Here is a 12,323-nt window from a genome sequence, read left to right on the forward strand (position 1 = left end):
CCTCACGCGTAGCGCGACAGGCAGTCGCGCAGCTGACCCAGGCCCCGGCGGATCCACGTCTTGACCGTGCCCAGCGGCAGCTTCAGCTGCTCGGCCAGCTCGCCGTGGCTCAGGTCGCGCAGGTACGCCAAGCTGACCACTTCGCGGTGGCGGTGCTCCAGGCGGCCCAGGCATTGGTGCAGCGCGGTCGCCTGTTCGCTGGCCTGCGCGATGTCCGCCGGCGAGGGCTGATCCGCCTGCAATGTCTGCGCCAGCTCGTCATCGAACTCCTGCGTGAGCTGCGCCCGGTCGGCCGTGCGCCGGCGCAGAAAGTCCAGCGCCCGGCTGCGCACGATCAGGCCCATCCACGCCATCGGCGGGCTCAGGGTTTCGCGATAGCTGCCCGCCACGCGCCAGATGGTGAGGTAGGCCTCCTGCAGCACGTCCTCCGCCCACTCGCGGTTGCGCAGCACGCGCAGGGCCACGCCGAACAGGCGCGACGACGTGTGGTCGTACAGGCGCTTGAGGGCGGCATCGTCGCGTCCCGCGACCTGGTCAATGAGGGCCATCAGTTGGGTGTCCGTGAGGGAGGTGCTCATGCACGCATTGTGTGAGAAAAAGTGCGGTCTCAGCCATGCAGCGGAATACGGTGGGTGTGGGTTGGCGGATACAAAGCCCTCTTTCGGACAAGGACTCTGAATCCGATCGGCCACGGCCGGCGTATGAAGGACACCTGCGGCGCGCAGCCCTCTTTCCCGACCCACCAGGAGACAGCATGCGAGACAACCGATCCAAGGCCCTTCCCTTCGGCGACCTGCGTTCCATGAAGCGCCGCGCCACCTTCGCTGCCGGCGCGCTGCTGCTGGCGGCCGGCGCGTTCTACGCCGGCAAGAGCGCGGTGGCGCAGGAACTGCCGGCCGCGGGCGCGGCCGTGCAGGCGGTGACCGGCTGATCGCCCGGCGCCCGCAGGGGTTGCCTCGCTAGCGGTCAGCCGCAGCCCCGCCCTGCCAGGAGTCGCTGGACTCTTCCATCGCCATCTGGGTGAAGGCTTCTTTCGCCTGGCCGGCGCGGTTGCGCTTTTTCAAATGGGCGTCTCGCATCAGCAGATACTTGTCCAGGGCCACCTGGTCCACCAGTTCGCTGGCCCCCAGATGGTGGGCGCGCTGGCTGACCACCTGGACGGCAGTCAGGCTGTTCTTCACAGAGACGCTGGAGATCTGGTTCTTCGGGTTGCCCAGGCCATCCACCTGCGACGCGAACACGTCCCTCGCATTGGACGGACCGAACAGCGGCATCACCAGATAAGGCCCCGTTCCCACGCCCCAGGTGTCCAGGGTCAGCCCGAAATCCTCCTTGCGGTGGGGCATGCCCCAGCCGCTGGCCACGTCCACGAAGCCGAGGGCGCCCACCGTGGTGTTGGTGCCGAAGCGCGCGAGGGTCGTCATGCCCTCGCCCACCCGCCCCTGCAGCATGAGGTTGACCGACGACCACGGGTTCTGCCAATTGGAAAAGAAGTTGCTCACGCCCGTCTGGGCCACTTCAGGAACCACGGTTTTGTAGGCCTTGGCGGCCGGCTGCAGGACGACCTGGTCCACGCCTTCGTTCAAGGAAAAGATCTTGCGATTGACGGACTCCAGCGGATCCGGCTGCGCCAAGGAGGCGCATCCGGTGCTGAGAATGGCCAAGGCGCAGAGGGCATACCGGACATTCGGCATGCGGTGGTTCCAAGGTGCTGCGGGGTGCAGGCGAGAGGGCATTCGTACCTCCGTTGAAAGTGAGTGATGGGGACCTGAGGGATGGAATGCATCGCATCCCACGGGCCGCCATCGTCACCGCGCCTGCATTGCTGAATCCTTACTGGCCGGGGCCGGGCGCCGATGCGTGTGTCACGCGCACTTCCAGCCCCACCGCGCCGTTGCGCGCTTCGATGGTCCAGCCATGGGCGGCGACGATCTCCTGGCAGATCGACAGGCCCAGCCCGGCCCCTTCGTCGCGCCGGGACGCACCCCGCCAAAAGCGCTCGAAGAGTTTGCCCAGGTGCTCCGGCGCCACCCCCGGTCCTTCGTCGGACACCACAAATCCGCGGCCATGCACCTGCAGCCGCACCACGCGGTGCGGCGGGCTGTGCTGGATGGCGTTTTCCAGCAGGTTCTTGAGTAGGGTGAACAGCGCGCCCCGGTCGGCATCCCAGGGCCCCACGCCCTCGTCAAAGAGCAGCGCGATCTGCACCTGGCTGCGCTCGGCCACGCGGTCCATGAAATCGCTGGCCTCCAGGATCGCGGAGCGCGGGTCGCACCGCTCGATCCGGTAGTTGCGCTGCTCGCTGGCCTCGGCCAGGTGGAGCAGCTGCTGCACCTGGCGCGCCATGCGGTCGATGTCCTGGAGCAGGTAGCGGCTGTGCCCGCTGCCGCCGTCCTTGCCACCGCTGTGGCCGCCCAGTTCCACCTGCGCGCGGATCAGCGACAGCGGGGTCTTCAATTCATGCGCGGCATTCGCCAGGAACTCCTGCTGCGTCTGAAACCCCAGCTGCACGCGGTCCAGCGCCCGGTTGAAGGCATCGACCAGCGGCACCAGTTCGCTGGGCAGATCGCCCAGCGCCAGCCGGTCGCCCAGGGACTGCGGCGTGATGCGCTGCGCCTGCAGCGATGCGATGCGCAGCGGCTTGAGCACCCGGCGCAGCGTCAGGTGCATGGCGATCACGAAAATCACGAGGAACGTGAGGCAGGTGGCCACGATGCCCTTGCGCAGCGCCGGCAACCCGATGCTGTGCTGCAGCAGCAAAACGATGCGGTCGCTGATGGCGAACTGCACATACCACAGCCGGTCGGGCCGCTGCAGGGGCACCGTGGCGGCATGCATCGCCACGCCATCGCGCTGCAGCGCGAAGCCCTTTCGCTGCGGATCGAACCCCACACCATCGGGCGCCAGCGGAAATGTCTTTCCGTCGGTGGTGTAGAACACCGCGCCGTGCGGATCGACGATGCGCAGCACCACCTCTTCGCTCAGGCTGGCGAAGGGCCATTCGTCGATGTGGGACCGGTCGGGTCCCAGGGGCAGGCCGGCGCCGTCGAAGCGGATGATCCTGGCGATCGACTCGGCCCGCTCGATCACGCTGTGCTGCAGCATGTACCGCTCCAGCGGTTCGAGCAGCACCATGACGACGGCCATGACCAGCCCGCCGCTCAGCAGCATGCCGGCCACGTACACCAGCAGCAGGCGCCCGCGAAAGCTACGGGGCCAGTGGCTTTTCGCGGACGGCATATCCATGGGTCCTGATGTTGGCGATCTGAACGCTCGACCCCACGGCCACGAGCTTGCGTCGCAGCCGGTGCAGCGCCACGTCCAGCGCGTTCGGCGTGACGGCCTCGGCGATGCCCCAGGCGGCGGCCTCCAGCTCCGACCTGCGCACCACCTGGCCGGCCTTGCGCAGCAGGCACAGCATGATCTGCACTTCGGTGAGCGGCAGCGCCACGGTTTCCCCGCCGCACACCAGGCATCCCCGGCCCGCGTCCAGGCGCAGGTCGCCGTACACCGGGTCCAGCGCCTTCAGGTGGGTGGGCCGCCGCAGCAGCGCCCGCACCCGGGCGATCAGCTCCTCCATGGGAAACGGCTTGGTCAGGTAGTCGTCCGCGCCGGATTCGAGGCCGTCGACCCGGTCGTGCAGCGCGTCCCTGGCCGTCAGCATCAGGCAGGGCACGGCCTGGTCGCGTGCGCGCAGCCGCCGCACCAGCTGCAGGCCGTCGCCGTCCGGCAGCCCCCGGTCGATCACCAAGGCGCCATAGGGAATGTCGCGCAGTGCGAGCCAGGCCGATTCGATGTCGGTGAAGGCATCCACGGCGATGCCGGCCCCCGCCATGGCCTGGCGGATGAGATCGGCCAGCCGTTCGTGGTCTTCTACCAGTGCGATGCGGTTCATCCTCGGGTCCATCCAAAAAAGCCTGGCGGCCTGCGCGCGGCGCAGGCCCCGAAAATCAGCGGACCGTCAGCGACAGCAGCCGGTCCACCAGGGTCCCGATGCTGCTGCCATCGCCGGACACCCGCCCCTGCACGAGATCGAGCCGCAGGCCTTCGATGGCATACCGGCACACCCTGTGCGTGGCGAGGTCCACCGAATCCGTGGCGCACATCTCCTCGACGAAATCCGACCAGATCGCCGCATACCGCAGATCGCCGAGCACGGCGGCCACCGCCCGGCGCTGGTGGCTTCGCAGGGCCGCCAGGCTCGCCCCCATGGCGCGCAGGTAGGCCCGCAGATGCCGCGCCGGGCCACAGGGCTCGGCGGCCAGGGCGTCGTCCAGGAAGCGGCGAAAGTCTGCCACGTAGTCGTCGAAGACCTCCTCGGAAAAGCCCTTCGGGCCGCCGCGCCGGCCCCACGGCGCGCACGCCCGGCCAGGGGATCGCCCCCAGGGCAGGCCGCTGCCCGGCCCGAAGGCCGGCCCGCCCGGCACGGGCCCGCCGGGAATGCGCGCAGCGCCACGCATCTCAGAACCGGTGGATGTAGCCGACGGTGGCGCGCGACATGCTCGAGCGCCCCACGATGGGACTGTTCTTGATCTCGTCGGGCAGGCTCGTCGCGCTGACGTCGAGGAACACCATCTGCCGGGGCCGGATCGCGTAGTCCAGCCGCAGTCCCAGTTCCATCGTGGTGGCTGCCTTGCCGGTGTACTGCGCGCGGCCGGGCTGCGCCTCGTTGGGCCGCACGCCGAAGTAGTAGTCCACGTATTTTTCGTCGAGCCACTGCGCCTGCACCCGGGGCGTCAGCCCGAAGCTGCCGAATCCGAACCGCCGGTCCACCTGCAGCTGCAGTTTCTGGCCCTTGCTTTTGCTGGACAGGTCGGACAGCCATTCGCCCGAAACGCGGGCGAAACCGGTGTTCCAGGTGACGGCCGCGCCGCCCCAGACACTGCCATCGCGGTCGGCCATGCCGGCGAGCCGGGGCGAATCGCCGGCCTCGTAACCGCCATCCTCGTACTTGAGGCGCCCCGTCAGGCCAATGCTGCTCTGGGGGCCGAACTCCTTTTGCAGCAGCTTGACGTCGGCCGTGGCGCCGCTGACGCGAAGCCAGCGGCTCTCGTAGAACAGCAGCGGCACGGCGATGTTCTTGCTCTCCGCCCCCGCGTAGGGGCGCCGCACGGCCGAGGCACCGATGCCGATGCCCCAGCTGGACGCAGTGTCCGGCGCACCGGCGGCGGATGCGGCGTCGGTGCGCCGCTCCTGCGCGGCGGCTTGCGTCGCGGCCAGGAGGCACAGGGTGGCGGTGGCGGCGCCCAGGCAGGCGCGAGGGCATTTCTTGAGGGGCGTGAGGGCGAGGGTCATGGGCGGGAACAGGGTTGCTGAAAAACCAATGTTCGGCGCCCCCGCATTACCGGCGACTTACTGGGCGCCCTGCCCGCCGCGAAAACGCCGGTGTGCCGGCACAAAACCAGAGAGGCCGGCGAGCGCCCGCCGGCGCAGGGGGCATACAGCTATATTTTTTATAGCAATACGCCTTAGTAAAACATGCGCTGGAGCCCTTTTACGCTCCAAACGCCCCTGGCGAGCCCTACCGGCAGGCAGCGGCCCGCCGCGCGCCTCACACCGGATAGGTGCCCGGCAGCAGGATCGAGCGGTCCACGCGGTGGATGTCCGTGTGGCCGCAAAAGGCCATGGTCACGTCCAGTTCCTTCTGGATGATCTGCAGCGCGCGGGTCACCCCGGCCTCGCCGAACGCACCCAGCCCGTACAGGAAGCTGCGGCCGATGAGCGTGCCGCGCGCGCCCAGCGCCCAGGCTTTCAACACGTCCTGCCCGCCGCGGATGCCGCCGTCCATCCACACCTCGATCTCCTGGCCCACCTCCTCGACGATGGCCGGCAGCGCGTGGATCGACGAGGGCGCGCCGTCCAACTGGCGGCCGCCGTGGTTGCTGACGATCAGCGCATCGGCACCGCTGGCGACGGCCAGGCGGGCGTCCTCGGCGTCCATAATTCCTTTGAGGATGAGCTTGCCGCCCCAGCGCTTCTTGATCCACTCCACGTCGCGCCAGTTGAGCTGCGGATCGAACTGCTCGGCCGTCCACGACGACAGCGACGACAGATCGCCCACGCCCTTGGCATGGCCCACGATGTTGCCGAAGCTGCGCCGCTGCGTGCCCAGCATGCCCAGGCACCAGCGCGGCTTGGTCGCCAGGTTGAGCAGGTTCGCCACCGTGGGCTTGGGCGGCGTGGACAGGCCGTTCTTGATGTCCTTGTGCCGCTGGCCGAGGATCTGCAGGTCCAGCGTGAGCTGCAGCGCCGACACGCCCGCCGCCTTGGCGCGGTCGATCAGGCGTTCGATGAAATCGCGGTCGCGCATCACGTACACCTGGAACCAGAATCCCGGCCCGGCGTGCGTGGACACGTCCTCCAGCGAGCAGATGCTCATGGTGGACAGCGTGAACGGCACGCCGAACGCCTTGGCCGCGCGCGCGCCCAGGATCTCGCCGTCGGCATGCTGCATGCCCGTGAGCCCCGTGGGCGCGATCGCCACGGGCATGGCCGTCTCCTGCCCGACCATCCGCGTGCGCGTGGTGCGGCCTTCCATGTTGACCGCCACGCGCTGGCGCAGCTTGATGCGCTGGAAGTCTTCGCTGTTGGCGCGGTAGGTGCTCTCGGTGTAGGAGCCCGAATCGGCGTAGTCGTAGAACATGCGCGGCACGCGGCGCTTGGCGACAACGCGCAAGTCTTCGATGCAGGTGATTTTGGACAGGTCGGCCAAGGGAAACGCTCCTGGGTGTTTTTATGGGATGGGGAAGGCCACGCCCCTCCACGGCGAAGGGATAGCGCGGCGCACGGGCATCGTAGCGGCGGCCCCGCCGGACGGGTGCTGAAGACTTTTCCCCGGCCCCTGAGATTTTTTGACGGGCCGCACGCGTGGGCCCTGCCCCGCCGGGTGGCCTACCGGCGCGCCAGCGCCACGCCCAGGATGGCGACGACGAAGCCCACGACCTGCAGGCCGGTGAGCGTCTCACCGAAGATCCACCACGCCTGCAACGCCGACAGCGGCGGCACGGCCAGCACCAGCGCCGCGGTGCGCGTGGCCTCGCCGTGGCGCATGAGCCAGATCAGCAGCGTTGCGCCGCCGATGGACAGCACCAGCACGGCATAGGCCAGGTAGCCCCACAGCAGCGGCGAGCCGTCCCAGCGCGGCTCGCCAAAGACCAGCGCCATGAACACCAGCACCATGACGGCCCCCACGTTCTGCACCGCGCTGGCACTGCGCAGGTCGCCAGCGGCCAGCGGCGACTTCTGCACCATCGATCCCACCGTGAGCGCCAGGATGCTCCCGGCCGCCGCGAGCAGCACGGGCAGCGTCAGCCCGGCCGCCCCGGCACTGACCGCCAGCCGCGGCCACAGCACCATCGCCACGCCGCTGAAGCCCAGCGCGAGGCCCGCCCAGGTGGCGGCCCGCAGGCGCCCACCCAGCAAGGTGACGGCGATGAGCGCGGTGAACAGCGGCTGCAGCGCACCGATCAGCGCCATCACGCCCGAGGGCAGGCCCTGCGCCATGGCCCACCAGCTCGGCCCCACGTACAGGCCGCTCATGAGCGCCCCGGCCACCAGGTGCAGCGCGATGCGGCGCGGCCCGCGCGGCCACGGCACGCGCGCCCACAGGGCCGCCGCGCCGAAGAGCACGGCCACGCCGATGAAGCGCACGGCCAGGAACCAGAACGGATCGGCATGCGCCGACACGCCCCGCCCCACCAGGAAGCCCGTGGACCAGATGACGACGAAGAGCAGCGGCGCGATGGCGGTCATGCCGCCCTCCCGTCCGCCGCGGCCGGCGCCCGGCGGCGCCGCGCGCACCGGCCGCCGGGGAGCGCCGCACAGGCGCCGAACGCAAAGCATGGTGTCATTTCTTGAGTCCTGCGCCCCGCACTTCGAGGCTGATCGTGTCCAGCACCTGCCCGCCGCCGTCCAGCAGCTCCACCCGGTGCCGCCCGGGCCACGGGAGCCACGCCCACTGCGCGCCCCGGCCCTGCACCCGGCCGTCGATGCGCCAGCGCAGGCCGGCGTGCGCCTGGGGCTGCGCCGATGTCGCCGCGAACTGCAGCCGCTGGCGGTCGGGCGGAATGTCCGGGTCCAGCGCCACGATGGTGCCGGGCGCGGGCGAGAGGATGCGCGGCGCCGGCGCCTGCAGGCCGTCTTCGGGTGCGCTGGCGGCCGGGTTGGGGCGATTTGGGCCGGACGCCAGGGTTTTCATTGGCTGTTCTGCTACGTTATCGATAGCAAAAAGGGGCTGCTGCGTGCCGGCGATGAACCACTCCTGCCGCGCGCTTTCGATCAGGCGCGCGCCGCCGGGCTCGGGGCCGAAGCGCACGGCCGCCTGCACCAGCCCCTCGGGCGGTGCGGGCGGGCGGCTGCGCACGCCCGCGCCGGCGCGGTGCAGCCAGCCCATGATCTCGGCCCACACGGGCGCGGCGCCGCTGGTGCCGCTCACGTCGTGCATGGGCGCGCCGCTCGCGTTGCCCACCCACACGCCCACCGTGTAGCGGCGCGACCAGCCCAGCGCCCAGTTGTCGCGCATATCCTTGCTGGTGCCGGTCTTCACGGCGGTCCAGAAGCGGGTGGCCAGCACGCTGTCGGTGCCGAAGGTGCGCGCGCGGGCATTGCCGTCCGACAGGATGTCGCCCACCAGAAAGGCGGCGCGCGGGTCCATCGCCGGCGCCGCTGGCGTGGCCGCGCGCGGTGCACCGGCGCCCTGCTGCACGGGCGTCACGGCCACCGGCCCGTAGCGCCCGCCGTTGGCCAGCGCCCGGTAGGCATTGGCCAGGTGCAGCAGCGGCACCTCGGCGCTGCCCAGCGCCAGGCTGTAGCCGAAATAGTCGCCGCTCTCGCGCAGCGGCAGCCCCAGCGCGCGCAGCTGGCGAAAGAACGCATCGGGCGACACCATGACCAGCGTGCGCACCGCCGGCACGTTGAGCGACGCCGCCAGCGCCGTGCGCGCGGACACCCAGCCCTTGAACTGGCGGTCGTAGTTCTGCGGAATGTAGAGCCCGCTGGCCGTCGGGATGTGCGCGCTCGAATCCTCGACGAGGGACGCCGCCGTCAGGCGCTGCTCGGCGAACGCCTGCGCGTACAGGAACGGCTTGAGCGTGGAGCCCGGCTGGCGCGGGGCCAACACGCCGTCCACCTCGCCGGCCTGGCTCAAAGCGCCGGACGATCCCACCCACGCCAGCACCTCGCCCGTGGCGTTGTCCAGCACCACCACGGCGCCGTCCTCCACGCTGCGGCCCCGCAGTTCGCGCAGGTGCTGGTGCAGGGTCTGCACCGCAAAGCGCTGCAGCGGCGCGCTCAGGGTGGAGGCCACGCGCTCGCGGCGCGCCGGCGCGGCATCCGCGGCCGGGGCGTCCGAAGGCACCGATTGCGCCGCCACGGGCTGGCGCAGCAGGTAGCGCGCGAAGTGCGGGGCCACGCCATCGGCGCCGTCGAAGGCCCGGCGCTGCAGCGCGGCGGTGGTGAACAGATCCAGCGCATCGCAGGACGGCACCACGGGCTTTTGCATCTCGCGCAGCACCCCGCAGGCACGCTGCGCGACCAGGGCGGGCCGGGCATTGGGGGCACGCACCAGCGCGGCGGCCACCGCGGCCTCACGCTCGTCCAACCCGTGCGCGGCCTTGCCGAACAGCGTGCGCGAGAGCGCGTCGATGCCCACGATCTCGCCGCGAAACGGCACCAGGTTGAGGTAAGCCTCCAGCACCTGGTCCTTGCGCCAGCGCCGCTCCAGCACCTGGGCGGCCACGGTCTGCCCCAGCTTTTGCACCACGCTGCGCCCGCCCGCGCCCTGGCGCCAGTCGCCGTCGAGCAGGCCGGCCAATTGCATGGTGAGCGTGCTGGCGCCGCGCGTGCGCTGGTTCCACAGGTTGCCCCAGGCGGCGGCCGACACCGCGCGCCAGTCCACGCCGCTGTGCTCGTAAAAGCGCTTGTCCTCGCTGAGCAGCAGCGCCGTGCGCAGCGCGGGCGACACCTCGGCCAGCGGCACCCACTGGCCGCGCCGCACGGTGGCATCGGTGCGCAGGCGCTGCAGCACCTCGCCCTCGCGCGAGAGCACCAGCGTGTCGGAGGGGCGATAGTCCGCACGCACCTCGTTGAAGGTGGGCAAGGCCCAGGCGGCCGGGGCGGCGATGCCGGCCAGACCCAGCGCGAGCAGTGCCCGCCCCACGGCCACTGCGCCATGGCGGACGGTGGCGGTGCCGATACCGGTGGAGGCCTCGCGGCGGCCCCGCCCATTGCGACGCCAGGTGGCGATGCTGCGCACTACCGCGAGAAAGTCCATGGGCATGGGAAGAAGGAGGATGGGTCGGAGAAAAAGAGAGCGGAGGCCAGCCCGCAGGCCGGCGGCGACCGGGGATTGTCGCCTCCTCCCGTGACGCCGTTCCACCCGGCGTTGCACCGGGCGATGGCCACACCCCGGATCGCAGACGCAGGGCGGGCCCTTCCGATTCTCGCGCAGAAGCCGCCGCGCGCCGCGCAGGACCTGAACGGACCCTGGGGACTTTCGCGCATCGCGCCGCACCCTCGTGTAACCTTTGGCGCAACGCCACTTCGCTCCGGCATTGGTCACGGAGCCAGCTGGCGGGTCCTCTCCGGCGGGCCTTGGTGCCATGCCCCAGGGGACCTCCCGCTTTCATGTTCGCCGTGCTCCGGGCCGCAGCCCGCGCTGCGCTGGCGGGCCCTCCATGCGCCCTTCTGAACCGTGCGGCACACGCCCCGCACCTGCGCACCACCCCTTTGAAAGGCCACTGCTTTGCCTTGCTTTACCGCACCCCGCTTCCTGGCCGCTGCCATGGCAACCGCCGCCGGCCTGGCCGGCAGCACCGCGTTCGCCCAAGCCATGCCGCCGCGCCTGTCGGCCCCGCTGCCCACCACGCAGAACGCGATGATCAACAACACGCAGATCACGACGGACGATTTCCGGCAGGCCTACCTCAGCCAGACTCCGCAGGTGCGGCAGCAGGCCGAGCTCTACCTCACGGGCGTGCTCGACGCCACCGAGGGGCGTGCGTGGTGCGGCTACCCCACGCTCAAGACCATCACCATCGACGAGCGCCTGTTCACCGAGCTGAAGAAGGTCGAAGGCCCGGACCTACAGCAGCGCGCCTCCAAAACCCTGGTCGCCATCCTGTCCAAGCAATTCCCCTGCCGGAGCCCGCGTTGACCAAGCCCATCTTCGAGAACCTCAAGTCCCACCACTATTCTTCCGACCGCATGCAGCCGGCCCGATTCATGGACGGCGACAGCGTGTACCGCGAGATCGGATACGACATGGGCCAGCTGAAGCGGCAGAACGCCGGCTACGAAAACACCTGCGCGGTCCGCATGAGCCTGGCGCTGCTGAAGTCGGGCACCGGCATCACCGGGCGCCTGAAGATCAAGGAGGGCCCACTCAAAGGCCGGTTCGTGGAGCCGGGCGCCAAATTGCTGGCTGACCAGCTCATGCAGCGCGGCGTACTGGGCTACCCGCAGATCCTCACGCCCGACAACGTGCAGGCAAAGATCCAGGGAAAGCGCGGCGTGATCTTCTTCTGGAAGATGGCCAGCTACAACGGCGGCCACATCGATCTGGTGGAGTCCACCAACGCGGCGGCCGTCTGCAGCTCGGCCTGCTATTTCGACTCCAAGGAAATCTGGTTCTGGCCGCTGGACTGACGGGCGGCAGCGCAGGCCACTTTGCGTGGCCGCGCGCCGCGCCCGGGGTCCGTCGGGGCGACCGCGTCGTCAGTTCTTGGTGGCCGCGTCCCAGTGCTCGGCGATCTTGCCGTTCTCGATGCGGAACATGTCGAACCAGGTCGTCGTGTATTTCTTGGTCGGGTCCTGCGGGTCCGTCATTTCGCGCACGAAGCTCAAAATGACCTTGTCGCCTTCGGCAGTGATCGCCACCAAAGGCGCCTTCACGCGCGGCTCGATGGGCGTGGGCGGCACGAACTGCGAGAAAAAGGCGATGAAGGCCGCGCGGCCCGTGGCCACCGTGGGGTTGTGCTGGATATAGTCTTCCGCCATGTACTTGGGCGCCAGGTCCATGTGGCCCGCCTCGAACACCTCGCGCCAGAAGTTGTAGACCAGCCGCTTGTTCCACGCCAGCCGCCAGTCGTGGCTCATGAGCAATTGCTCATGGTCCGGCTGCTCCACCACCGGCACCTGGGCGTGGGCCGCCACCGGCAGGACGATCGCCGCCGCGAGAACGCAGCGGGCCAATAGTTGCTTCATGAAACTCCCTTTCAGAATCGATGGACACGGCGGATTTATATCTGTCGGCCGCGCCGGCGGCGCAGGCTTGTCGATCTTTGTGGTGAGGCAATGTTTCAATCCTCAAATTTGCTCAGCGCCCG

At 69.8% G+C, this 12,323-nt stretch carries 13 protein-coding genes; 3 read left to right on the top strand and 10 right to left on the bottom strand.

Translation table 11 applies throughout. From position 1 onward, the window contains the following. Nucleotides 1-2: 2 nt before the first annotated feature. A complete protein-coding gene (locus AVME950_RS05320; protein ID WP_272564487.1) occupies nucleotides 3-578 on the bottom strand; it encodes an RNA polymerase sigma factor in 576 nt (191 codons plus the stop codon). 176 nt (nucleotides 579-754) lie between these two features. Between AVME950_RS05320 and AVME950_RS05325 the strand changes: the two genes are divergently transcribed. Further along, on the top strand, nucleotides 755-931 hold the full coding sequence (locus AVME950_RS05325; protein ID WP_284429013.1) for a hypothetical protein: 177 nt from the start codon (nucleotides 755-757) through the stop codon (nucleotides 929-931). Between the two features lie 28 nt (nucleotides 932-959). Here AVME950_RS05325 and AVME950_RS05330 read toward each other — a convergent pair whose 3' ends face one another. The 8 genes from AVME950_RS05330 to pbpC all read right to left on the bottom strand — a co-directional run bounded on the left by AVME950_RS05330 (nucleotide 960) and on the right by pbpC (nucleotide 10,156). Next, entirely contained in the window at nucleotides 960-1,634 is a 675-nt protein-coding gene (locus tag AVME950_RS05330) for an MlaA family lipoprotein (RefSeq protein WP_284429014.1), read from the bottom strand. A 199-nt stretch (nucleotides 1,635-1,833) separates the two neighbouring features. Then, nucleotides 1,834-3,240 carry a sensor histidine kinase gene (locus tag AVME950_RS05335; RefSeq protein WP_284429015.1) on the bottom strand — a complete coding sequence of 469 codons (1,407 nt, stop codon included), beginning with the start codon at nucleotides 3,238-3,240 and terminating at the stop codon, nucleotides 1,834-1,836. Continuing rightward, complete coding sequence (locus tag AVME950_RS05340; protein WP_284429016.1) at nucleotides 3,209-3,895, bottom strand: response regulator transcription factor; 687 nt, start codon at nucleotides 3,893-3,895, stop codon at nucleotides 3,209-3,211. Before AVME950_RS05340 ends, AVME950_RS05335 begins: the two co-directional genes overlap by 32 nt. Before the next feature lie 55 nt (nucleotides 3,896-3,950). After that, entirely contained in the window at nucleotides 3,951-4,460 is a 510-nt protein-coding gene (locus AVME950_RS05345; protein ID WP_284429017.1) for a hypothetical protein, read from the bottom strand. Nucleotide 4,461: 1 nt separating this feature from the next. Then, on the bottom strand, nucleotides 4,462-5,295 hold the full coding sequence (locus tag AVME950_RS05350) for a MipA/OmpV family protein (protein WP_284429018.1): 834 nt from the start codon (nucleotides 5,293-5,295) through the stop codon (nucleotides 4,462-4,464). A 256-nt stretch (nucleotides 5,296-5,551) separates the two neighbouring features. Continuing rightward, on the bottom strand, nucleotides 5,552-6,712 hold the full coding sequence (locus tag AVME950_RS05355; RefSeq protein WP_284429019.1) for an alpha-hydroxy acid oxidase: 1,161 nt from the start codon (nucleotides 6,710-6,712) through the stop codon (nucleotides 5,552-5,554). Nucleotides 6,713-6,891: 179 nt separating this feature from the next. Continuing rightward, a complete protein-coding gene (locus tag AVME950_RS05360; protein ID WP_284429020.1) occupies nucleotides 6,892-7,752 on the bottom strand; it encodes a DMT family transporter in 861 nt (286 codons plus the stop codon). A gap of 94 nt (nucleotides 7,753-7,846) precedes the next feature. Next, the gene (pbpC, locus tag AVME950_RS05365; protein ID WP_284429577.1) at nucleotides 7,847-10,156 is read right to left on the bottom strand and encodes a penicillin-binding protein 1C; all 2,310 of its coding nucleotides are present in this window, start codon (nucleotides 10,154-10,156) and stop codon (nucleotides 7,847-7,849) included. Nucleotides 10,157-10,780: 624 nt separating this feature from the next. Between pbpC and AVME950_RS05370 the strand changes: the two genes are divergently transcribed. After that, nucleotides 10,781-11,152, top strand: a complete 372-nt coding sequence (locus tag AVME950_RS05370; RefSeq protein ID WP_284429021.1) for a Rap1a/Tai family immunity protein — start codon at nucleotides 10,781-10,783, stop codon at nucleotides 11,150-11,152. Beyond that, entirely contained in the window at nucleotides 11,149-11,643 is a 495-nt protein-coding gene (locus tag AVME950_RS05375; RefSeq protein WP_284429022.1) for a T6SS effector amidase Tae4 family protein, read from the top strand. The genes AVME950_RS05370 and AVME950_RS05375 overlap by 4 nt, the downstream gene beginning before the upstream one ends. Before the next feature lie 69 nt (nucleotides 11,644-11,712). Here AVME950_RS05375 and AVME950_RS05380 read toward each other — a convergent pair whose 3' ends face one another. Then, nucleotides 11,713-12,201 carry a nuclear transport factor 2 family protein gene (locus AVME950_RS05380; RefSeq protein WP_272564504.1) on the bottom strand — a complete coding sequence of 163 codons (489 nt, stop codon included), beginning with the start codon at nucleotides 12,199-12,201 and terminating at the stop codon, nucleotides 11,713-11,715. Nucleotides 12,202-12,323: the final 122 nt, after the last annotated feature.

It is taken from the genome of Acidovorax sp. SUPP950 (genome assembly GCF_030158935.1).
Classification (GTDB): Bacteria; Pseudomonadota; Gammaproteobacteria; order Burkholderiales; family Burkholderiaceae_C; genus Paracidovorax.